Origin of the sequence: Streptococcus sp. 9.1 (assembly GCF_016648815.1) — a bacterium.
In the GTDB taxonomy this organism is placed as follows: domain Bacteria; phylum Bacillota; class Bacilli; order Lactobacillales; family Streptococcaceae; genus Streptococcus; species Streptococcus salivarius_E.
This window is the reverse complement of the sequence record NZ_JACLQS010000003.1, coordinates 179,823-202,285: the sequence shown is the minus strand read 5'-3', so window position 1 is coordinate 202,285 and position 22,463 is coordinate 179,823. Positions and strand designations below refer to the sequence as shown.

Sequence of the window (22,463 nt, the reverse complement as noted above, 5' to 3'; positions counted from 1 at the left end):
CCTTCGATGCGCACCCGCATAGCGGGTGGTTTATCTGTTTCGCACCTTCGGAGCGAAACGGACTTAAAGTCACATAAAATAAAGCAGTACAATCATGTACTGCTAAATAAATTATTTAAAAATTTCTTTTACTTGCATTATAACCATATTTTTCAATGAAATCTTGGCGAAACTCAAGTAAATTGTCATCTATAATAGCTTGTCGTACCTTGGCCATTAAATTTACCAAGAAGTAGAGATTATGATAACTTGTCAGGCGAATTCCAAACGTTTCATCTGCTTTCAACAAATGTCTCACATAAGCACGTGTGTAATTCTTACATGTATAACAATCACACTCAGGATCTATTGGGCTAAAATCTTCTGCATACGCCGCATTTTTAACCACAAGACGTCCTTGACTCGTCATACAAGTTCCGTTACGAGCAATTCGTGTTGGGAGAACACAATCATACATATCAACGCCACGGATAACACCGTCAATCAGACTATCTGGTGCTCCTACTCCCATGAGATAACGTGGTTTATTCTCAGGAAGTAAAGGTACAGTAAAGTCTAGAACCGCATTCATCTCTTCATGAGTTTCTCCAACCGCAAGACCTCCAATTGAGTAACCTGGAAAATCCATGGAAACCAAATCCTGTGCAGACTGTCTGCGAAGATCTTCAAAACCTGCTCCCTGCACAATTCCAAATAGGCCTTGATCATGTGGGCGACGGTGTGCTTTTAGCCCTCGTTCTGCCCAACGACTTGTCCGTTCAATAGAATTTTTCACATAATCGTATGGTTGGTAAAATTGAGGACATTCGTCAAAGCTCATCATAATATCTGAACCGAGATTATTCTGAATCGAGATCGCTTTTTCAGGAGATAAAAACATCTTACTTCCATTAAGGTGATTTTTAAATGTTACACCTTGTTCAGAAATATTGCGTTTTTCTGCCAATGAATAAACTTGGAAACCACCGCTATCTGTAAGAATCGCTTGATCCCAATTCATGAATTTATGGAGTCCTCCAGCTTTAGCAACGAGCTCATCACCAGGTCTTAGCCATAAATGATAGGTATTGGCCAAAATAATCCCTGAACCCATCTGTTTTAATTCTTCAGGGGATTGCGTTTTTACTGTAGCTTGGGTGCCTACAGGCATAAACATCGGCGTTGGAAAAGTTCCATGAGGCGTGATAATTTCCCCCAGGCGTGCTCCTGTGTGTTTTTCTTTCTTTATAAGACGATATTTAATAGGAAATTCAGTCATTTATACTCCTTACATTAGGAAAAACAGTCCTAAGTATTTTTTAGTCAGTGGTCATTATCCACAACCGCTTTAGTTTATCAAAAATTACAAGAATTGTCAGCTCTATATTTTCAAACTCTCGATGAATACCATCAAACACCAACATTAACATTCATAGCAAACAAAAAAACAACAGTCTCGAGCACTGTTGCTTTCAATAACGTCTTATGCTGAAAGAACTTTACGTCCTTTACGACGACGAGCTGCAAGAACACGACGTCCATTTTTAGTTGACATACGGTGACGGAATCCGTGTTTACGTTGACGACGGATTTTACTTGGTTGATAAGTACGTTTCACGTTGAATACCTCCTGATAGATTTTCGTATTCGTTTAGCCGGCTATTTTTGATCAGTTACTAAACATACCATACTATTTTATAGCAATAGCTTAATCTTGTCAAGAATTACTTAGATATTAATTTAATTATATCTTTGAAACCCTTAGGCTGGTGATAATTGTAGACCACATTACTATCCCTATATCATCGCTTGCTCATAACCTTCTTGCTATTTTAGCTATTTTCTTGAGCACCTCTTTTCGCTTATGGTCACCCATATACTCAACAGGTGAAATCTGGGTAACTTTGACCGATTTAATACCACAAGGTTTTAGGACTTGAAATTTTAGAACTTTGCTATAATCTTGAACTAAAGGTAGAACTATCTTTGGTGTATTGTGGGTTGTAATAATCCAAGCTTTCCCAGTCAGTTTACCATCCAATCCACGGGGTGTATTTTCATAGGCAAAACTAGCAGCAAAGACGCGTTCAATAAATCCTTTCAGTATAGCCGGCATTCCACTCCACCAAATTGGAAAAATAAAAATCAACTGATCTGCCCAAATTATTAAATCTCGATAGTCTTTCATAGCTACATCGTGCGCTAGGTCTCTTCTCCTATGCGTTGTATCAAAGCGTAAAACAGGATCGAACCGCTCTTTATACAAATCTAGAACCTTTAACTCATGTTTAGACGATAAATTCTCCTTGACTGTCTCTAGTATAGAGGCATTGTAGCTCTTGTCGTTTGGATGTGCGTAAATAATTAAGGTTTTCATTGTTTAGCTCCTTTAACGTAGATGTCTAACATAGTACTAACAGTCTCTTTAATAGTGTTACTATTGAAATTATCACCAATAGGACTCCTTACCAAAACAGCTAATCCAGTAATAAAACTCCAGATATGAACTAATATTTCTGTCTCACTACCAGAAATGTTCATTTCACTTTTTAGCTTCAAAACCACACTCTTAAAGTGCTCAAATCCTGGTAAATGGGCATTAACAGAGATACTGTCCTGGGTTAGTTCCATATAATTGAAAGGAAACTTAATAAATAAGGCCTCAAAACTGTTTGTTTCTTTTTGAGCAAATTCCACAAAATTACACCCCATTAATACTAATTGATCCCTTACATCAAGAGAAGAGTCTATTCCTTGTGTCAGATACTTCAAAAAGATCTCAGATAAACGCTCTAAAACTACCTGAAGATATACACCCTTATTTTCAAAGTGCTTATAGGGTGCTCCATGGGTGATCCCGCATCTTTGAGCCACCGTTCGGATAGATAGTTGATCGATCCCTCTTATTCTTATCTCCTCAATTCCAGTTGTGATTAACTTTTCCTTCAATTCAGCAGTATTACGTTTCATTTTGACTCCTATTTGCATATAAGTAGACAGCGATTACTTTTTATTAAAAGTATACACTGTCTACTTTTAATTGTCAAAAAAACTAGCCTTCAAATAAGACTAGTTTCTGTAAGCAATAACGCTATTCTAATTATACTTTTGTCACAACAACGTAACGATTAGGATCGTCCCCTTCCGAGTGACTTTCAACCCCTTCAATTTGAGAAAGTGCCTTATGGATAATTTTTCGTTCGCTATTCGTCATTGGATCCATAACATACTCTCGGCCTGTTTCTTTTACTTTAGTTGCCGTTTTTTCTGCTAAATCAATCAAAGTCTCTGTGCGTTGCTCCAAATAATCACGAACATTAAGAACAACACTAAAGCGTTTAGAATGACGATCGTGCAAATAATTTTGCGCTAAAAGTTGTAAAGACTTGAGAACCTTGCCATGATAACCGATAACACGACCAGGCTGGTCTGTTTCAATCTGAATGATAATATTGCGACGATTGTGACTAACCTCTAGGCTAGCATCAACATCCATTTCATAGATAATTTTTTCAAGATAAGATAAAACATCATCTGCAGCTGCTTGAATATCTTCTAAATTATTTTCAGAAGAATCATCTGAACTAAACTCAGATGCCACAAAAGCACTGAAATCTCCTTCTGAAGTTTCCAGAGTCTGAACTTGAGCAACTGGTTCTAGTTGAGGTTCAAGCGAACTTGCCATAAATTCTGTAGCATCCTCTTCTGATGACTCACGTTTAACAGATAGAGGAATAATTGTTGCCTTTGGTTGCTCCTGTTTCTTATCTGTCAACTCTTCACCAAGGGGCTCTGTAGACACTGGTTGATTTAAGTTTTCTTGTGCAATTTCCTTATTATCTGAAACCGTAACGAGTTTTGTCACTTTATTGAAAGCAATCGTTTCGTCTTTTGGACTTGCGACAGAATCGTCGAATTGTTTTATAGCACCAGGAGCCACTTTAACGGTGTTTTGACCTGCTTCATGAGCTATCTTTTCATTTATTGGTTCAACGCTAACTCGAGCTGGCTTCTTTCCGAACCCTAGAAAACCTTTTTTCTCACGAGAAATCACCTTAATATGAGCCCTCATACGGGGTAAATTAAGATCTTTCAAACCTCTTTCAATAGCTTGTTCGACTGTTCGTCCAGAATAGACAACCATAATAAGCCTCCTTATTTACGTTTATGCGCCTTTTTCTTGGCACGACGAATCTTAGCTTTACGTTCTTTTTCTTCCATTTCCAAACGATTACGTTCTTCGATGATTTTAAACGGATTATTAAAAACCAAAATCTGAATAACTTGGAAGGCGTTTGAAACTGCCCAGTAAAGTGCTACCCCTGAAGAAATCTGAGTTCCAAACCAGAAAATAAAGATTGGAAGCATGATATTCATAACAAGAAGCATTGCACTACGATCTTTAGCTGCCTTATTGGTCAACCAAGTTGAAAGGAAGGTGAAAGTAGCCGCCAAAATCGGAAGAATAAAGTAAGGGTCTTTCTGACCTAAGTCAACCCAGAGGAATGTTCCTTCTCGCAATTCTGGCACTCGCGTGAGCGCTCCATAAAGAGCCATCAAAATAGGAAATTGAATCAAGAGAGGAACAAAGCTTGCGTAAGGATTTACACCATGCTCTTTATAAAGATCTTGTTGTGCATAAGCAAGAGCTTCACGATTCTCGCGTCCAGGATACTCACTCTGCAAGCGACGTAACTCTGGCTGCAACTCTTGTAGTTCACGGCTTGACTTAATTTGGCGATTATAAAGAGGAATCATTACCGCACGAATTAAGATCGTGAAAATGATAATACCTAATCCAATAGAACCACCAAATGAGAGCCCTTGAATAGCCTTCCCAAACATTAAAATAAGACGTTCCCAAAGGCCTGTAGAGTGACTTGTAACATCACTTCGTCCACACGCGGACAAAAGCAAGAGAGCTCCTGCACCTAAAACAGATATATTAAGTTTTTTCTTCACTAAAAACTCCTTTTTAATACGATAAAGAACTGCTTCGCTTCCATTCATTAAGAGTATCTCAAAAATCAGGAGTGATTTTAGTTTATCCTACAATGTAAAGAAGCAAAATAATTTTTTAGTCCTTATATAACTTTGCTATTTTTAAGACATGAACGAGATTGCTATAAATGTCTTGATAACTTAAGTCTTCGACACCTTTACGAGCAATAACGACAAAATCTTGATGTTCTAACTGAGATGACATGTCCATCAGTGCATGTCGTAGACGACGTTTTACCCGATTCCGAGTAACCGCATTACCAAGACGCTTACTGACTGACAAACCTACTCTAAAATGAGGTAAATCACGATCCAGACAGTAGACAACAAATTTTCGATTAGCAACACTGTGTCCTGCATCAAATAATGCTTTAAAGTCTTTCTCTTTCTTAACGCGATAAGATTTTTTCAAAATGCGACTCCAAACTCAAAATTAGTACTATTATATCATAAATAGCAAAAAAGCCCAAAACCTTATGGTTAGGGCCTTAGAGACTTATTTTTTTAGAGCTTTTTGAGCTTCTTTGATTTGCCATTTAACCTGGTCAAAACCAGTTCCACCAAGGGAATGACGACGTTCAACAGCCGTATGAGATTTAAGTGTCTCATAGATGTCCTCTTCAATTAGGTCTGAAACTTCTTGATAACGTTCGAGAGGAACATCCTGAAGGTAATAACCAGCTTTGGTACACTCAAGGACAAGTTTTCCAACAATCTCATGTGCTTCACGGAATGGTAGGCCTTTGGATGCAAGATAATCAGCCAACTCTGTAGCATTTGAAAAATCTTTCTCTGTTGACTCTGCCATATGTTTGTCGTTAACAGTCATTGTATTGAGCATGCCTGCGAGAATATCAATAGCGACAGTAATCGTTTCTACCGTATCAAACATACCCTCTTTATCTTCTTGGAGATCTTTATTGTAGGCCAAAGGTAATGACTTCATCACCGTCAATAATCCAATCAAATTGCCATAGACACGACCTGATTTCCCACGAATTAGTTCTGCCATATCTGGGTTTTTCTTTTGAGGCATAATGGAAGAGCCTGTTGAAAAAGTATCAGATAGAGTTACAAACTTAAACTCGTTAGAACACCAGTTAATGATTTCTTCACAAATACGTGTCATATGCATCATGAGAATACTTGAGTTTGACAAGAATTCGAGAATAAAGTCACGATCGGAAACAGCATCCAAGGAATTGCTATATGGTTTTGCAAAGCCCATTAAGTCAGATGTCATATTACGATCAATCGGGAAAGTTGTTCCTGCTAGTGCAGCAGCTCCGAGTGGAGAGATATCCGTATGCTTGATATTAAATTCAAAACGTTCGGCATCACGTGTAAACATGTTGTAATAAGCCATCAAGTGGTGACCAAAAGAAATCGGTTGTGCATGCTGCAAGTGGGTGTAGCCTGGCATAATTGTATAGGTATGTTTGTCTGCTAGATTGACCAAAGTAGCACGTAAGTTATCGAGCTTCTCAATAACTTCCACTAGTTTGGCTTTTAGATACAAGTGCATATCCGTAGCTACTTGGTCGTTACGTGAACGTGCTGTATGAAGTTTTCCTGCTACTGGTCCAATTTTAGCTGTTAAAAGACTCTCCATATTCATATGAATATCTTCATTGGAAACATCAAATTCTAGTTTACCAGCCTTATATTCCTCAAGCAGCTCTTCCAATCCCTGTTTAATTTGTAATGCTTCCTCTTTGGTAATAATTCCTGTCTCACCGAGCATCGTAACATGGGCAATAGACCCTTTCAAATCAAACTCTGCCATCTTTTGGTCAAATGAGATTGAAGCACCAAATTCTTCTACCCATTTTTCAAGACTAGCTTCGAACCGACCGCCCCATAGTTTATGATTTTCTGCCATAGTTTTATTTTGAAGATTTCCCTACACTGAGATAATCTTCCATCCTTTCTTAATACTTATAACAAGCAACGACCTCTCAGGTCACAATAACTTAAATGAAAAAAGCTAGATAGTATTTGTCTAGCTTAATTTGTCTCTCTGGACACTTGTTTTCCTAAAACCAGATCTCTGTCGTAGTTTATTTAGGCTCGTGACGCCTCTCAGAACGCCTTAACGATAATAATATAAGTTATAAGAAAAGAGTATCAGATGTGGCTCTCTGTCCACTTTTATCTGATAAGAAGCGTTTTTCTTCTAATAGCCTACTTTTCTTATGTAATCTGTCATTAATTGTCAAATGGATGGTTAACTTGTGAATTAACCTGAGTTGGAAGACCCCAAAGCTTGATAAATCCAATCGCAGCATCCTGATCAAAGCTGTCAGCTGATGTGTAAGTAGCCAAGTTTTCATCATACAATGAATTAGCTGATTGACGTGCTACTACTTGAGCATGCCCTTTGTAAAGCTTAACTTTAGCGATACCATTAACAACTTTTTGTGTTTCCTTAATATAAGCAATGATAGCTTGTGTCGCTGGGCTAAACCACAAAGCATTGTAGATAAGGTTTGACAATTCATTTTCAAGAATTGGTTTAAAGTGAGAAACTTCACGTACCAAAGTTAAGTCCTCAATTTCTTTATGAGCTGTCAAAAGGGCGATAGCTCCTGGACATTCATAAATTTCACGAGATTTGATACCTACAAGACGGTTCTCAACGTGGTCGATACGTCCGACGCCATGCTTACCAGCAATAACATTCATTTCTTGGATAAGGTCAGCCAATTTCATTTCTTTACCGTTAAGAGCAACTGGTTTCCCTTCTTTAAAGGTTACATCGACATATTCAGCTTCATCTGGCGCAGACTCTGGTGAATTGGTAATCCCAAAAGCTTCTTCCGGAGCTTGATTCCAAGGATTTTCAAGAACACCACACTCGTTGGCACGTCCCCAAAGGTTTTGATCGACTGAGTAAGGATTATCAAGGTCTGCTGGAACTGGAACACCATTAGCCTTAGCATACTCAATTTCTTCCTCACGAGACCACTTCCATTCACGTACTGGCGCTACTACTTTAAGACTTGGGTCTAGGGCAGCAATGGCAACTTCGAAACGAACTTGGTCATTACCTTTACCAGTACAACCGTGAGCGATAGTCGTTGCTCCTGTTTTATGAGCAATCTCAACCAATTTTTTAGCAATGATTGGACGACTAAGTGCTGAAACCAAAGGATATTTTTGTTCATAGTAAGCGTGAGCTTGAAGTGCTGGAAGCACATAATCTTCAGCAAACTCATCTTTAACATCAAGCACGTATGACTCGACAGCTCCAACTGTCAAAGCTTTGTCATGGATAAACTCAAGATCTTTACCTTCACCGACATCCATACAAACGGCGATAACATCGTAATCTTTTTTAAGCCATGTAATAGCGACTGAGGTATCAAGACCTCCCGAATAGGCAAGAATAACTTTCTCTTTTGACATAATATTTTTCTCTTTTCTTATATTTTCTTGTGGTTGCTATCTCTATCAACCTTACGAGATTAATTATATTGCATATTTATTCACTTGTCAACACTTTTTTGTTATTTTTTTATATTTATTTCATTTTTATTTGTTTTTATTTATTATTTTGACCTTAGAAGTGCTTAAATCTTAATTTTTATTCAATTTTATGCAAGAGGTAATGAAAAATAAAAAACACTTTTGAAACTATACAAATAGATTCAAAAGCATCTTTAACTATTTATCTTCTAAAATGCCAAAAGGCCTGTACAAAGTACAGACCTTTTGAACAACAGCATCATCGGTAGAGAACACAACAGCAATTTTAGATAGAATGAATGAGGGAAATTATTATGTTTAAGGGACTAACTTAAACCATACATTCTTCTTGCTCTCTAACCTTGATTACATTATAGCATGCAATCCCCAAATGTATATCTTCATTTCCTAAAATGTCGAATTTCACTCACAGAATGTATTTTTTATCCTAATCTGCACTAATCCACTTAAAAACAAAAAAACGGCTTGATTTCTCAAGCCTATTAATTTCTATAAAAAAGATATGTAATTGGACGAGCGGCCAATAAAAAATGGGGATTAGGAAAAAGTTATATAAAAGTACATTATTTATTTTCATAAAGTGTATGTAGATTTCAATAAGATTGACGATGTCTCATTTCCGAATCACATATCTTGATTATATAATAGCTTTTTTCAATTTAATTGTCTATACGATTTCATAGAATGTCGTTTTTTCATCCTGAACTGCATTTTTTTAAGATATTTTTTTATAAATCTCTAAATTTTATCACTAAAGGACATCTATTTTGTGTTTTTACAGAATTTGTTCACTCATAAGATAATCAATCACCTATGAAATAAACACATGCTTTTTTAGACTAAAAAGAACATTAGTCATCGACTAATGTTCTTTTACCTCTGACCATTTTTTAAGCAGAGCCTTCATTTTCAAACGTGAAACTGGACAAGAATCACCATTTTCAAAATAAATCATCAACTGAGTCTTATCAATACGAGATATGTTATCCAAATTAACTAAAAAGGAGCGATGACAAGAAAAGAGTTTTTTATTTACCGAAGTAATATCTCCAAGATTGGCATAAAACTCCAAACGCTCTGTTTTAGTAATCAGCATCACCTTATGAGGTGTCACAGCAGTCGCAAAATAATAAATATCTCTCATAGGGACTTGGATCCGAGACTGAGCGGTTTCAAACACAAAAATCTCATCATCATCCACATCTCCAACTTTTTGGTTCACAAAAGTCAATGTTTGTTTTAGTTGTTGTTTGAACTCTGCATTAGAAACTGTCTTATCAATGAAATCTAGTGCAGAAACCTTGTATTTAAAACTAATCGGTGCAAACTCTGAGTGAGTTGTTACAAAAATAATAACTGCATTAGCATCTTGTTGACGAATTTCTGAGGCAACTTCTAGCCCCTTCTTTCGCTCACCATCAATATCGATATCTAAAAGGAAAACCTGATGGTTGCCCTTTTCATTGATACTGGACAATAGTTTGTGAGGTTTAGAAAAAACTTCAAGTTTTCGTACGGAAAACGTGCCCTCTGAAACCAATTCTCTGATGATGTCACTAATACGTGTTTGCTGCATTAAGTCATCTTCTAAAATGTATATATTCATATTAGGGCCTCATTTCTAGTATTTGCATCATTTTATGATTCTGACTACGGACAGAGAAGGACGTGTTCGGATAACGTTCCAAAATATCTTGAACAGCATTAACACCTATACCACCCTCAGGATGAGAAAGCTGGGTACTCATCATTGAAAGTGGCACTTGCTCTTCTGCAATTGTACTTTCAATAATAAAACTCTGGCAATCCTCTTCATCAAAATAGGCCAGACTAATAAAACCTTCACTGGCTTTACGAGCACCATCAATAGCATTATCCATGAGGTGACCCAAAACAACAGCTAAATCTAAATCAGTTAGATAGTTATGAATCACTGGATCTGGAATCTCTGCATGAATATTGAGGCGATGCATCTGAGCTTCATGATATTTTGATGAAAGTAGACTATGAATACTTGGATTTTGGATATTATCCAAATCAGTGACCTGAGTTGAAAAACTATGCTGATCTCGATTGACATAAAGATCAACCAAATCTTTTTTATAAGAACGAATATCCCCTGTTCTTTCAATATCTCTCAGATTATTAAGTAGGAAATTATAGTTAGAGCGAACATGCATCAAGTCTCTATACAAACCTTCTACCCTAGTATTCTCACGCTTCAAATCATCAAGATAGTTAGCCTGCTTCATCGCTAAATCCTGCTCTATTTTCTCCTTAGCAAACTGGTTTACAGCACCAAGTACAAAGAGGAGTAAGTAGAGATATCCCATTACTAATGGCAACCTAAATCTACTCTCAAGATGTAACTCTGGAAAATAAGTATCAAATGTCGACACTAAAAAGATAACTAAATAATAAAGCAAAAGAAGCATGTTGACCAAACCCAGACGGTTCTTTTTTTCTTGTTGGGCAGCAACTTTCAAGATATCTGTAAAATCTAGACGTAAAATAAAATCTACTATTCTGACCGTCAACATGACGAAGGAAAGTGGTACCATAGACCACCAAATATTAGTGTTTAAAGTATCAACAGTTATGCCAAGTATCGGTGGAAAGAAGAAAGTAGCCAAAAAACGTCTTGCCAAATCGACTAGTACCACTGGGTAAAAACCTAGAAAAAAGCGCTCTACGGAGGTGACACTTTTATTCAATTGGTAACTAAATGTCAATGTTACAATGGCTACTAAGGGAGGTACTATGCCTATATAGCGTCCAATGAGTTGTCCCCAAATGCATAGAGCAACATCAAATAACAAATAAAGTATACGATTTTTAAGATTAGTGTTTTGTCCACCAATACGTAAGTAGATATCCCAAATAATGATAAACATCAAAATTTGAAATAGGATGTTACCCAGCATAGTTATCCCTCTCCTTTCTACGATTATAGTCCTACCGTGACAATTTGATAGGTTTTAAATAATTCTTTTTTATTTGTTAAACCGATACCGTTTGACCAGCAAAACTGGGCAAAATCACGACTAATAGCCAGACTACCATCGAGTTTCGGATCAGCTTCCTGATTGGTATTCTCAAGAATAAAGCTGAGATTACCATGCTCATTCTGTTGAATAAGGAAACCAATATCTGTCTCCGGCTCCTTGGCCCAAAGTTTTTCAGCTAAATTCATGCAACGTTCTAAAACTCTAATAAGAACTGCAATATTTAAATTGTTAGGATAAGCATCAACATTGACATCCAGCCTAACGGTGATACCTTTTTGTTCCAAAGGAATGATTTGGTTTACAATCCAACTTCTTAATACCGGATAAGGAATCTCAAACAGAGGGGCCAACTTATCATTTAAGTCCAAATTATCAAGTTTAAGATGATTCAAATGCTCATGATAAACGGATAAAACCTCTGATAATTGATTTTTAGCCAATGGGGTCTCAAGAGCTACCAAAAGACTCTCAAAATCTTTTTCAATAGGTTTTACTTTTGTAAAAAGATCCTCAATATGTTTATTATAGACTTCCAAGTTATAGACATAAGTCTCCACAGCTTCCTTACTACGTTCTCTGACAAATTTATGAGAGTAGCGATTCAAGGTTGTTACCATTAGGAGATAAACTGCCATCGCAATAAAAATTGGCCCTCCCACATCACTACCTGTTGATACCAAAAGAGTACTACAAATAATGTAGAGTGCAAAGGTCAGATCAACGGCTATCAACAGACGTTCACGACCACGTGAATAAATCAATTCCTTGACCTTATCAACATCTGAACTGGAAAGATAATTGATATAGAGAAAGAATGGGTAAATCATCACATAAGATAACAATTTAAGCAAGAAGTTTTCTTGAATCTCACCCAAGGTCATATTTGTGAACAGATTATTGAATACATAAAATGGGGTAAAAGTCGCAAATAAATCTGTAAAAAGAACCGAGAAGGCTCCAAAAAAGAGGCTTGCCCAGAGCGTCAAACGATGTTCCCGCCGTTCCTTTAAGGCCAAAGCTAAAAAGATAACAACTTGATAATAGAAGCCATCACCTTTACCAAGTGATACCACTATACCTAAGAGACTTAAACAAAATACTTTCCAGTAAGCTAATGTGCTCCTTGTTAGTTTTTTATAAATAAACCAGGTAATATGAAAACTAATAATCTGAATAATACTATTTTCAAGGGATACCATGGTCCAAAGCTGTAAGTTCATGATAATATTTCCTGTTTATACTCAAGAGACATTTTCGTCATCTTCTTCAATGAGTTCTTGACCTGCCTTTTTCAAAATATCCTGATAGGTTTGTTCAATAAGGTCAAAATCCCCACTATCAATACTTGTCTGCATACTAATGAGTATGTTTTCATAATCATGTTTAAACGAACGTACACTCTTATAGGCAGTTTCGATTTTTTCATTATAAGCTTCCAGACTCCTCAAGTGCTCCTCTTGTTCTCTGAGAATTTTGCTATCTCGTACGTCTTTACCGTAGGAAACAAAACGAACAAGAATATACATGTGTATAAGGAAACCAACCCAAATATAAATTTGAGGGTAACCTGGGAGGTAGGTCTGACTCAGAAGCAAGGAGAATATCTCCTGTTTAAAGAGGATAAGCAGATAACTGATAATTAAAATAAGATCAACTTGCAAGAGCATGCTCTTATATTTATCCTGCAAGTCCTGATAGGGTTCCTGGAAGAAGCTATCTAAACCGAACATTTTTTGCAAACCTAGAAAGAAGGGAAGAACAACACTATCTACAGCTAGGATTCCTAAATGGTTTGGAACCAACTCGACCGGCTTATTAAAGAAAACTCGGAAAAGATAAAAACTAAAGAAACTTGTAATCAAAGTCCAAAAGACAGGGGCAAAGAAAGCATAAAAATACTTTTCTTCTCGTAGAGCCTGAGGTTTTTCAAGAAAAATAAAGACTAGGAGATAAATTGCATCTGGAATATCAATTTGCCATAGCACCTTGGCTAACCACTTAACGGCAGTTACTACGATTACATAAGGAATGTAACGGTAAGTAAAAACATCTAGATAAGCCATTCTAGCTAAAATCACAAGATGTGAAACGACAACAACCAAAGCAATAAGGCCATCAATCGCAAGTTGCATATGCTTTTCCCCTTTCTATTTCCCTTATCCTATTCCCCACAAATAGTATCTTTGATTTATCAATTATCCTGAAAAGAGAGGACCTGTGTAAAATGATGGTCACAACTACGAGTCTCAAGATTTACTTTTGGATAGCGATTAAGTATATCTGCGACCTTAGACAAACCAAGCCCTCGGCCTTCACCTTTGCTAGAAACCCCTTCATCAAAAATCCTTGACACAGGAATACGTTCTTCTCTGGTTGTATTGTCAATAACCAAGATAAGATAACCTTGATTTTTAAAGAAAGATATAGTTAAAGTAGGATCTTCAGAATCCACCGCCGACTCAATAGCATTATTTAAGAAGACAGAAGAAATCACAACCAAATCTAAGGCCTCTATCTGAGTTGACGATATGACATCTGGCAACTCCAAGTTAACCTTAATTCCTAAGTTCTCTGCCTCAAGCACTTTAGCAGAAAAGAGACTCTTGAGAGATGTGATTTCTAAGTTGATCAAACGTGATAATTCATAATTTGATAACGTTAAGCTATTACCAGATTTCTCTAAAAGTTCTGCATACTCTTGTTTCAAAGCAGGTAAGTCTCGACGTTGGATACTAACCTCCATTGTTTTAAGCCCTTCGAGATAATCCTTCTTCACCTGAGAAATATCATTATAGAGTTTTTCTAAACGGTGGCTATATTCTTCTAAACTTTCCTCGTGTCTAGCCATTTCTTCAGCCAACTGATCCTTCACTCTTCTCTTAGAATAAATATTAAGCTGAGCAAAGAGCAAAATAAAGAGGATGGAGTAGACAACCGTAATACTGCCTGCTAAATAAATAAAGAGGCCTGTGTAAGGAAAGATGTTACTAGCATAGAAAATAATTAAAGATAAAATAATATAAGCCAGAGTCACCCCAACCAATAAGCGTTGTCTAACTTGGTAAGTATGGTTATTTCCCATAACATTGAGAGCACCAAAGTCAATAAAGAACACTTTGACAATCAGATGAAAAATTGGGTAAATCAAGAGATAAGACAAAGCAATGAGTACTGGGGTGTCTTTGACCTGTAAATAATTAATTTGAAAAATCCATGGGAAAAAATAAAGTTGAAGCAGTTTCGAGGTGACTTCAACAAAAACCCACGGCAAAAAGGTGAAAAGAAAAGAATTCTTTTCACTACTTGATATTTTATTTAAGAAAAGATAGCAGAACAAAAGTGCTAAGAGCGACCCTGTAATGCCTCCAACAAATAGAGAGAGCAAGAGACTCCCTGCGATAAACCAGCATTTACTCTTCCAAGTTTTGAGCAAACCTGACATATCGTGACTAACAATTAAAATAGCCAATAGACGTAGAACCGTAAATAAAACGATCATCTCTAGACTCCCCCCCTTCCTTTCAAAAATCAACCTACTTTATTGTAACATAAATATATAATTTAGCGTCACTCCTATTAGAAAAAGCTAAAAATATAAAGCTATTTTTTCCTGATTAAGAACAATCTAACATCAGACGATTCCACATGTCCCCTACTTTTCATAAACATAAAAAAGAGCTTAGAAAAACTAAGCTCTTTAACTGACTCATTACCTCTTTTTATGGGTACATGCCAATAACGTAGTAGAAATACCAACCAAATCTTCTCATAATGCTCACTCCTCCCTAATTTTTATTACCAATCTATTATAAAACTAATTTAAACTTTTGAAAATGATGATATGGTTACGAAATATCATCATTATATTACAAATGTAGGCTTAGCAATTATCATATAATCATTGACATATCGCTTATGTGCATTCGAAAACCCAACAATTGTTGGGTTTGTTTTTATAGTGTTGCAAGAACTTGATCAATATGTTTGATTGATTTTTCACGTCCGAGCAAGAAAATAGTATCTGGCAATTCTGGACCGTGCATTTCTCCTGAAACAGCAATACGGATTGGCATGAAGAGATTTTTCCCTTTGATTCCTGTTTCTTTTTGAACAGCCTTAATTTGTGGGAAAATGTTTTCAACAACAAACTCATCATCAGACATAGCTTCGAGTTTGGCTTTAAAGGCTTTAAGTACTGTTGGTACTGTTTCACCAGCCATAACCTCTTTTTCAGCCTCTGTCAATTCTGGGAAATCTTCAAAGAAGAGATCTGTAAGAGGGACAATTTCTTCTGCTGCTGTCATTTGTGGTTTGTAGAGTTCCACTAATTTTTCAGCTTTATCTGTCAAACGACCAGCTTCTTCCAAGAAAGGTTTGCAAAGAGCAAAGACCTTATCGAAATCTGCATTCTTAATGTAGTCGTTACTCATCCAGTCCAATTTCTTCTGGTCAAAGGCCGCTGGTGACTTGCTTAGACGGTTTTCATCAAAAAGTTTAATGAGTTCTTCACGAGAAAAGATTTCGTCTTCACCGCCAGGATTCCAACCAAGAAGAGCAATGAAATTAAAGACTGCTTCTGGAAGGTAACCTTTTTTACGGTAATCTTCGATAAATTGAAGGGTGTTAGTGTCACGTTTAGACAACTTCTTACCAGTTTCAGAATTGATGATAAGGGTCATGTGTCCAAACTCAGGTGCTTCCCAACCAAGAGCTTCATAAACCATGAGTTGTTTTGGTGTATTGGCAATATGGTCATCTCCACGGATAACGTGTGAAATTTGCATATCATGGTCATCAACAACTACCGCAAAGTTGTAAGTTGGGTATCCATCTTTCTTCTGGATAACCCAATCACCACCGATATTACCACCTTCAAATTCGATATCTCCCTTAACGATATCATGCCATTTATAAATCCCTGACTCATTAACCGCCAAACGAACTGTAGGTACAATACCTGCCGCTTCACGTTCTGCGATGTAGGCAGCTTTTTCTTCTTCAGTCATGCCAAGTAACTCGTTAATGTAACGAGGAGTTTCACCAGCTGCTTCTTGACGTTCACGCTCTGCAGCTAACTCTTCTTCAGTTACGTATGACTTATAGGCTTTACCTTCTGCCAAAAGTTGATCAATATATTTTTGGTAAAGCGGTAAACGTTCTGATTGACGATAGTTTTCGTGTGTTTCAGGACTTTCATCCCAGTCAATTCCCAACCAACGCAAGTTATCAAGCTGTGAATGCTCACCATCTTCAACGTGACGTTTACGGTCAGTATCTTCAATACGGATAATAAATGTACCGCCATGATGACGTGCATAAAGGTAGTTAAACAATGCTGTACGAGCATTACCAATGTGTAGAAGCCCTGTTGGACTTGGTGCGTAACGAACGCGGATATCTTTAGCCAAGATAAATCTCCTTTTTTTGTTTCATTCTTCAGTCTTTGGATACCTATTGAGCCTAAAGTCCCTTCCTTAGGACTAACCTTAAGATGATAAGTACCAGTAGGCAACTCTATCCCCCAAACTTTCCAAATAAAAATCTAGAAGCGAGTACCAATCTTTCTTATTATATCACAATCTAGGGGTGGTTCGAGAAATTTTGTTAAAAAAACGACTACCTAAAGGTAGACGTTTTCGATAGATTACTTAACGTGTTTGGCAAGATCTTTTTGAGCTTTGTCATTAGATTTTGCTTTTTCTTTAAGCCAATCTTTATAAGCTGAATCGTATTGTTTCTTAGTCACAATATCATCTTGAGATTTAAGATACTTGAAGTAGTATGTAGAACCTTTATCACCGGCTTGAGCATAAGCTCCTGAGAATGGCTTAATACGAGAAATTACAGCGGCTGCACCGTTATAAGTAGTCGTTGGGATATAAAGTGCACTATCCGTCAACCATGCCTGAGCTTTTGCATATTTTTCATAACGAGCCGTCAAGTCTGTTGTTTCCTTAGAAGCATCATCAACCAATTGGTCATATTCTTTAAGACCTACTTTTTCAACCGCTTGACTATTTGGATTGTCATAACCCATGAAAGATTTAGTATTTTCACCATTTGTAGTCTTCAAGACATCAAGATAAGTTGATGGATCAAGGTAGTCAGGCTCCCAAGCCACACCTACTGACAAGTCCCAATCCTCTGCCGCTGCATTTGAAGCAGAGTAGGTAATGTTATAGAAATCATCAGTTGACAATTGATGAAGATCAAGTACAACATTATCTTTTCCAAGAGCTGATTCAATAGATTGTTTAAGTGACTGCACTTGGTTCACAAAGATTTTATTTGACTGATTGACAGGAACATCCAAATGGATTGGGAACTGAACCCCTTCTGCTTGAAGAGCTTCTTTGGCTTTAGCAAATTCAGCCTTAGCTTTTTCTGGATTATAAAGACCATCTTGACTATCTGCAAGATTCACACCAGACCACTCATCACCATAAGCTGGAAGTTGATCCATCACCATTGTTCCGAAGTCCTTACCATCTGCTTGAACAAAGTCTGGTTTAACAAAGATATTACGAACGGCAGTGCTTCCACCTTCCTTACCGTTAAGTTGTGCGGCGTAATTTGTACGGTCAATGGCAAAACCTAATGCTTGACGGAAATCTTTGTTAAGAAGAGCTGTCTTAGTTGATGTCTTTTGTTGATCATTTTCTTTAGATGTATGGTCATAAGTTTGACGATCGATATTAATACCGACACCTTCTACAGCTGCTCCAGGTTGTGTATAGAAAATATTGTCTTTGTACTGTTTTTCAACTTTAGAATAGTTTGAGCTAGTTGGGTATAGACGAGCTAAGTTATAGACTCCATCAGTGAAGTTACGTTCCAAGGATTCTTGGTCTGTACCATCATCGTAAGTCAATTTAACTGTATCAAAATAGACATTATCCTTATCCCAATAGTTTTCATTCTTGGTGAACTCAATAGAAGATTTCGTTGTCAAAGATTTAAGAAGATATGGACCGTTATAAAGAATAGATGTTGGGTCTGTTGACTTACCAAAGTCTTTACCTTTAGATTTCAAGAAATCTTCATTAACAGGCCAAGTAACAGAGTAGGTCAATTTTGAATTCCAGTAAGGTTCTGGTTGGCTAAGCGTATATTGCAAAGTGTAATCATCAACTGCTTTGATACCAACATTTGAGAAGTCCTTGTTGGCACCTGAAAGGTAATCATTCAAGCCCTTAACTGAGTTTTGTAGCAAATAAATCGCTTCAGAATTAGTATCAGCAGCATGCTTAAGACCTGTTACAAAGTCTTTAGCTGTTACATTGGCATATTCTTCACCGTCTGAAGTGTACCATTTGACACCCTTACGAATCTTGTAAGTATATGTCAAACCATCTTGAGAAACAGACCAGTTTTCAGCGACAGAAGGTTTTAGATTCCCATATTGGTCATTTTCAAACAAACCATCAACACCGTTACTAACGGCTGTCGTCATGTTTTTCTTATTTGTAGAAACATAGTCTAGGGTTGCAGGATCGCCACCGTAAACATAATTATAAGTCTTACCAGACGTCTTACTTGATGACGAGCAAGCCGTTAAAACACCTACAGATAACAGGCCTACGGTTGCTAGTAAAAATACCTTACTCTTTTTCATTCATTGCCTCCTTAATTCGCAACGTAAAAAGTTCAAAATCAATAATTATGTGTATACGCTTAAATTATACCATAAATTCGAAAAAGCAGCACTACTTTCTGAATATTTTTTATTTTCTACTCAAATTTCGTGTCTAGAGTAAGAAAAAAACCTATCCGAAGATAGGTTTTTTACTACTCTTACAATGAGTTAGGATCAACTTTGATACCAGCACCTTGTGTAGTAGTGATTGAAAGGTTTGTGATGTAAGTACCTTTCGCTGTAGCTGGTTTAGCTTTTTGGATTGCATCGTTAAATGCTTTGAAGTTTTCAACCAATTTTTCAGTTTCGAATGAAACTTTACCGATGATAGCTTGTACGTTACCTGCTTTATCAGCACGGTAAGTGATTTTACCACCTTTAGACTCTTCAACTGCTTTAGCAACGTCCATAGTTACTGTACCAGTTTTAGGGTTTGGCATCAAGTTACGTGGTCCAAGGACACGTCCAAGACGACCAACGATTGCCATCATATCTGGTGTTGCAACAACAACGTCAAAGTCAAGCCATCCACCGTTGATTTTAGCAACGAGTTCGTCTTCACCAACGAAGTCAGCACCTGCTGCTTTAGCTTCTTCAGCTTTAGCACCACGAGCAAATACAAGAACGCGTTGAGTTTTACCAGTACCGTTTGGCAATACCATTGCTCCACGGATTTGTTGGTCAGCTTTCTTAACGTCGATGTTAAGGTTGTATGATACTTCAACAGTAGCATCGAATTTTGCGAAGTTAGTTTCTTGTGCAAGAGCTACAGCTTCTTCTACGCTGTAAGCTTTTGTGCTGTCGATTTTCTCAAGAGCAGCACGCATTTGTTTGCTTTTTTTAGCCATGTTAATTATTTCTCCTTGTGTAATGTGGTCATAACGACTTTCATCTTCCACGTCACTCAGCGAAGTGAGACGACGTCTGTGGTTTTCTTGTTAACTGAATTAGTCAGTAACAGTGAATCCCATTGAACGTGCAGTACCTTCGATCATACGCATAGCTGATTCGATGTTTGCAGCGTTCAAGTCAGGCATTTTAGTTTCAGCAATTTCTTGTACCTGTGCACGAGTTACTGAAGCAACTTTAACTGAGTTTGGAGTACCTGAACCTTTTTCAACACCTGCAGCTTTTTTCAAAAGAACAGCAGCTGGTGGTGTTTTAGTGATGAAATCAAATGATTTATCTTCATACACAGAGATAACAACTGGGATGATCATACCAGCTTGATCAGCTGTACGAGCGTTAAACTCTTTAGTGAATCCCATGATGTTGATTCCGGCTTGACCAAGAGCTGGTCCAACTGGTGGAGCTGGAGTCGCTTTACCAGCAGGAATCTGAAGTTTTACGATGTTTTCGACTTTTTTAGCCATTTTGTAATTTCCTCCTATTGTGGTTTTGGCGGTAAGTAAGTTTTGTTACCTCCCACAAGTATGTTTTTACATACCTTATCTATTATACAGAAATTCTTTTTAGATGCAAGAATTTCTTATTAAGTTTAGGAAAAAATTTACATAAAGGACTTTTCGAGGTAAAATAGACTTATGATTCTATATAAATTCTTTGCTATAGCTTTTTTGATTTTAACACCTATCTTTGCTTTTATCATCCACCGATTCTTTAGTTTAAAATACCTCGGGCTTAATTTTGCTGACCTTACCTTCCCACTTTATTTTATTGAGGTGGTTGCTGTGTCAGCCCGTTTCTTCACCCATAGCTTTCTGCCTTACATCACTATCTTATTATCCTTGGCGGCTATAATTATCACAATTCAGATGCTAAGAAAAACACAATCTTTCAAGTTTAAACGTTTTCTTAAGTTATTCTGGCGTATCAGCTTTTTTATCACCAGTCTTTTCTATTTAGGGACTGTGATTCTCATTTTTATCGTTTCTTAAAAACTAGATTAACTCAGCATTTATATTTTATGCTGAGTTTTTTTATGTCAAACCATGAAAAAAGCAGGCAATCATGCCTGCTAAACTTTTCGGTATTAGGGATGAACTTGAGTCATTCGACCAGTATCTACATCATAAACCGCACCGGAGATGATAACATCCTCAGGGATAAGCGGTGACTGACGAAGAATAGCCATATCTTCACGAACACTCTCTTCTACATCTGTGAATGGAAGAAAATCTTGATCAGAAACATCAACACCAAGTTCTTTATTGAGATAGGCGGTAAACTCATCGTTCTTAAAGGTCTGAGCACCACAATCTGTATGGTGAAGAACTACGATTTCTCGTGTCCCCATCTGTTGTTGAGAAATGACCAAAGAACGAATCATATCTTCCGTCACACGACCACCCGCATTACGTAAAATATGAGCGTCACCTAGGGCCAACCCCAAAGCCTGAGCAACGTGAAGGCGTGAATCCATACAAGTCACAATAGCCACCTTAGTCTTTGGTTTCAAGGGAAGATGGGCTGTCCCGTGGAGGTCAACATAGGCTTTGTTGGCATTGAGAAAGTTTTCAAAATAAGACATAATAACTCACTTTCTAATGAAGAAAATAATTTGACTATCAAATTATTTACACACTATCTTATCATCTTTTTATTAACTTGTCAGCTATTGAGTTCGCAACATAAAAAAGGAGAATAAATGCTAACAAGCATCCATCCTCCTTCAATTTATATTATGAACGTTTTGGCAAGTATCTATTAAGCAAGCCTGCAAAGGTTTGAAGATTGAGACTTTGAACATAAATTTCACCTGTTCCTCTAAAGGTATTCACAACACCCTCTCCTGTCCCAATAGACTGCCAGAAACCATTTTCCAGGTGAATATTATAATCAAGTGTCTGACTCCAGGCAACGACATGAGCATTATCAATAGTCACTTCTTGATTGTTTAGCTCAATTTTTTTAATAGAGCCATAAGCATTTGCCAAGAGAGTTCCTTGGCCTTGGGTAGTCATTACAAAGAAACCACCCTGACCACCAAAAAGAGCCTTACCAACAGACTGAAGCTCCATTGTATAGTAAGCTGTGCCATCAAGTGCTAGAAAGGCACCGTCGTTTAGTCGGTACTGTTTTTCACCTAAATAAAGTGGAATCACTTGACCTGGAGAATCAGGGGCCAAGGCTATATAGCCGTTATTGGACTGCGAGACAACCTGAGTAATAAAGCTACTTTCGCCCGAAACCATTGAACGCCCAACTGCTTTTACAAAGCGACCTAAACCTGATCCACTGGCATTTAATTTGGTACTCAGTGTCACATTCGGTGTGTGATATACCATACTGCCACGCTGGATAAAGACTGTTTCACCTTGATTAAGAGATAACTCTACTAGCGGGAATTGCATATTGCTGTCTGTAAAAAATTGCATAATAAATACCTC

General features: G+C 37.2%; 21 protein-coding genes. 1 reads left to right on the top strand and 20 read right to left on the bottom strand.

The genetic code is table 11. The annotated features are described in order from the left end of the window. Window positions 1-115: 115 nt before the first annotated feature. From tgt to rplK, 18 genes are all read right to left on the bottom strand, one after another. Window positions 116-1,258, bottom strand: coding sequence for a tRNA guanosine(34) transglycosylase Tgt (tgt, locus tag H7T93_RS04300; protein ID WP_073686073.1), 1,143 nt, complete (start codon window positions 1,256-1,258; stop codon window positions 116-118). 204 nt (window positions 1,259-1,462) lie between these two features. Next, complete coding sequence (rpmH, locus tag H7T93_RS04295) at window positions 1,463-1,597, bottom strand: 50S ribosomal protein L34 (protein WP_002885866.1); 135 nt, start codon at window positions 1,595-1,597, stop codon at window positions 1,463-1,465. Window positions 1,598-1,792: 195 nt separating this feature from the next. After that, window positions 1,793-2,356: an NAD(P)H-dependent oxidoreductase gene (locus H7T93_RS04290; RefSeq protein WP_073686074.1), complete on the bottom strand. Its 564-nt coding sequence runs from the start codon at window positions 2,354-2,356 to the stop codon at window positions 1,793-1,795. After that, a complete protein-coding gene (locus H7T93_RS04285; protein ID WP_073686075.1) occupies window positions 2,353-2,949 on the bottom strand; it encodes a TetR/AcrR family transcriptional regulator in 597 nt (198 codons plus the stop codon). The genes H7T93_RS04290 and H7T93_RS04285 overlap by 4 nt, the downstream gene beginning before the upstream one ends. Window positions 2,950-3,079: 130 nt before the next feature. Beyond that, window positions 3,080-4,123, bottom strand: coding sequence for an RNA-binding cell elongation regulator Jag/EloR (jag, locus tag H7T93_RS04280; protein ID WP_073686076.1), 1,044 nt, complete (start codon window positions 4,121-4,123; stop codon window positions 3,080-3,082). 11 nt (window positions 4,124-4,134) lie between these two features. Next, window positions 4,135-4,941, bottom strand: coding sequence for a membrane protein insertase YidC (locus H7T93_RS04275; RefSeq protein WP_175057811.1), 807 nt, complete (start codon window positions 4,939-4,941; stop codon window positions 4,135-4,137). 115 nt (window positions 4,942-5,056) lie between these two features. Beyond that, window positions 5,057-5,392 (bottom strand): ribonuclease P protein component, encoded by a 336-nt coding sequence (gene rnpA, locus H7T93_RS04270; RefSeq protein ID WP_002891957.1) that lies wholly within the window; start codon window positions 5,390-5,392, stop codon window positions 5,057-5,059. 84 nt (window positions 5,393-5,476) lie between these two features. Further along, the gene (argH, locus tag H7T93_RS04265; protein WP_060971562.1) at window positions 5,477-6,862 is read right to left on the bottom strand and encodes an argininosuccinate lyase; all 1,386 of its coding nucleotides are present in this window, start codon (window positions 6,860-6,862) and stop codon (window positions 5,477-5,479) included. Between the two features lie 326 nt (window positions 6,863-7,188). Beyond that, on the bottom strand, window positions 7,189-8,388 hold the full coding sequence (locus tag H7T93_RS04260; RefSeq protein ID WP_002885646.1) for an argininosuccinate synthase: 1,200 nt from the start codon (window positions 8,386-8,388) through the stop codon (window positions 7,189-7,191). A 943-nt stretch (window positions 8,389-9,331) separates the two neighbouring features. Next, on the bottom strand, window positions 9,332-10,075 hold the full coding sequence (locus H7T93_RS04255; RefSeq protein WP_002885796.1) for a response regulator transcription factor: 744 nt from the start codon (window positions 10,073-10,075) through the stop codon (window positions 9,332-9,334). Between the two features lies 1 nt (window position 10,076). Beyond that, window positions 10,077-11,393, bottom strand: coding sequence for a GHKL domain-containing protein (locus H7T93_RS04250; RefSeq protein ID WP_021144662.1), 1,317 nt, complete (start codon window positions 11,391-11,393; stop codon window positions 10,077-10,079). Between the two features lie 23 nt (window positions 11,394-11,416). Further along, window positions 11,417-12,697: a hypothetical protein gene (locus H7T93_RS04245; RefSeq protein WP_002885700.1), complete on the bottom strand. Its 1,281-nt coding sequence runs from the start codon at window positions 12,695-12,697 to the stop codon at window positions 11,417-11,419. A 21-nt stretch (window positions 12,698-12,718) separates the two neighbouring features. Next, window positions 12,719-13,609: a hypothetical protein gene (locus H7T93_RS04240; protein ID WP_002885882.1), complete on the bottom strand. Its 891-nt coding sequence runs from the start codon at window positions 13,607-13,609 to the stop codon at window positions 12,719-12,721. 59 nt (window positions 13,610-13,668) lie between these two features. Then, a complete protein-coding gene (locus H7T93_RS04235) occupies window positions 13,669-14,976 on the bottom strand; it encodes a GHKL domain-containing protein (protein WP_002885760.1) in 1,308 nt (435 codons plus the stop codon). A 454-nt stretch (window positions 14,977-15,430) separates the two neighbouring features. After that, on the bottom strand, window positions 15,431-16,885 hold the full coding sequence (gene gltX, locus H7T93_RS04230) for a glutamate--tRNA ligase (protein ID WP_175057812.1): 1,455 nt from the start codon (window positions 16,883-16,885) through the stop codon (window positions 15,431-15,433). 236 nt (window positions 16,886-17,121) lie between these two features. Continuing rightward, window positions 17,122-19,092, bottom strand: a complete 1,971-nt coding sequence (locus tag H7T93_RS04225) for a peptide ABC transporter substrate-binding protein (RefSeq protein ID WP_021144665.1) — start codon at window positions 19,090-19,092, stop codon at window positions 17,122-17,124. 179 nt (window positions 19,093-19,271) lie between these two features. Then, window positions 19,272-19,961, bottom strand: coding sequence for a 50S ribosomal protein L1 (gene rplA / locus H7T93_RS04220; protein WP_002885800.1), 690 nt, complete (start codon window positions 19,959-19,961; stop codon window positions 19,272-19,274). Between the two features lie 99 nt (window positions 19,962-20,060). Then, entirely contained in the window at window positions 20,061-20,486 is a 426-nt protein-coding gene (gene rplK / locus H7T93_RS04215; RefSeq protein WP_002885648.1) for a 50S ribosomal protein L11, read from the bottom strand. Window positions 20,487-20,657: 171 nt separating this feature from the next. On the opposite strand from rplK, the gene H7T93_RS04210 reads away from it, so the two are divergent. After that, complete coding sequence (locus H7T93_RS04210) at window positions 20,658-21,011, top strand: DUF3397 domain-containing protein (protein WP_002885872.1); 354 nt, start codon at window positions 20,658-20,660, stop codon at window positions 21,009-21,011. Between the two features lie 95 nt (window positions 21,012-21,106). Here H7T93_RS04210 and H7T93_RS04205 read toward each other — a convergent pair whose 3' ends face one another. Both H7T93_RS04205 and H7T93_RS04200 read right to left on the bottom strand, forming a co-directional pair. Beyond that, a complete protein-coding gene (locus H7T93_RS04205; protein ID WP_002885818.1) occupies window positions 21,107-21,604 on the bottom strand; it encodes a beta-class carbonic anhydrase in 498 nt (165 codons plus the stop codon). Window positions 21,605-21,755: 151 nt separating this feature from the next. After that, on the bottom strand, window positions 21,756-22,451 hold the full coding sequence (locus H7T93_RS04200; protein WP_037598509.1) for a TIGR00266 family protein: 696 nt from the start codon (window positions 22,449-22,451) through the stop codon (window positions 21,756-21,758). Window positions 22,452-22,463 lie beyond the last annotated feature (12 nt).

What these genes read in the sequence shown, in the direction of transcription:
- tgt (WP_073686073.1), bottom strand. Translation starts at nt 1,258, where the DNA reads ATGACTGAATTTCCTATTAAATATCGTCTTATAAAGAAAGAAAAACAC.
- H7T93_RS04290 (WP_073686074.1), bottom strand. Translation starts at nt 2,356, where the DNA reads ATGAAAACCTTAATTATTTACGCACATCCAAACGACAAGAGCTACAAT.
- H7T93_RS04285 (WP_073686075.1), bottom strand. Translation starts at nt 2,949, where the DNA reads ATGAAACGTAATACTGCTGAATTGAAGGAAAAGTTAATCACAACTGGA.
- jag (WP_073686076.1), bottom strand. Translation starts at nt 4,123, where the DNA reads ATGGTTGTCTATTCTGGACGAACAGTCGAACAAGCTATTGAAAGAGGT.
- argH (WP_060971562.1), bottom strand. Translation starts at nt 6,862, where the DNA reads ATGGCAGAAAATCATAAACTATGGGGCGGTCGGTTCGAAGCTAGTCTT.
- H7T93_RS04260 (WP_002885646.1), bottom strand. Translation starts at nt 8,388, where the DNA reads ATGTCAAAAGAGAAAGTTATTCTTGCCTATTCGGGAGGTCTTGATACC.
- H7T93_RS04255 (WP_002885796.1), bottom strand. Translation starts at nt 10,075, where the DNA reads ATGAATATATACATTTTAGAAGATGACTTAATGCAGCAAACACGTATT.
- H7T93_RS04250 (WP_021144662.1), bottom strand. Translation starts at nt 11,393, where the DNA reads ATGCTGGGTAACATCCTATTTCAAATTTTGATGTTTATCATTATTTGG.
- H7T93_RS04245 (WP_002885700.1), bottom strand. Translation starts at nt 12,697, where the DNA reads ATGAACTTACAGCTTTGGACCATGGTATCCCTTGAAAATAGTATTATT.
- H7T93_RS04240 (WP_002885882.1), bottom strand. Translation starts at nt 13,609, where the DNA reads ATGCAACTTGCGATTGATGGCCTTATTGCTTTGGTTGTTGTCGTTTCA.
- H7T93_RS04235 (WP_002885760.1), bottom strand. Translation starts at nt 14,976, where the DNA reads ATGATCGTTTTATTTACGGTTCTACGTCTATTGGCTATTTTAATTGTT.
- H7T93_RS04225 (WP_021144665.1), bottom strand. Translation starts at nt 19,092, where the DNA reads ATGAAAAAGAGTAAGGTATTTTTACTAGCAACCGTAGGCCTGTTATCT.
- rplA (WP_002885800.1), bottom strand. Translation starts at nt 19,961, where the DNA reads ATGGCTAAAAAAAGCAAACAAATGCGTGCTGCTCTTGAGAAAATCGAC.
- rplK (WP_002885648.1), bottom strand. Translation starts at nt 20,486, where the DNA reads ATGGCTAAAAAAGTCGAAAACATCGTAAAACTTCAGATTCCTGCTGGT.
- H7T93_RS04210 (WP_002885872.1), top strand. Translation starts at nt 20,658, where the DNA reads ATGATTCTATATAAATTCTTTGCTATAGCTTTTTTGATTTTAACACCT.
- H7T93_RS04205 (WP_002885818.1), bottom strand. Translation starts at nt 21,604, where the DNA reads ATGTCTTATTTTGAAAACTTTCTCAATGCCAACAAAGCCTATGTTGAC.
- H7T93_RS04200 (WP_037598509.1), bottom strand. Translation starts at nt 22,451, where the DNA reads ATGCAATTTTTTACAGACAGCAATATGCAATTCCCGCTAGTAGAGTTA.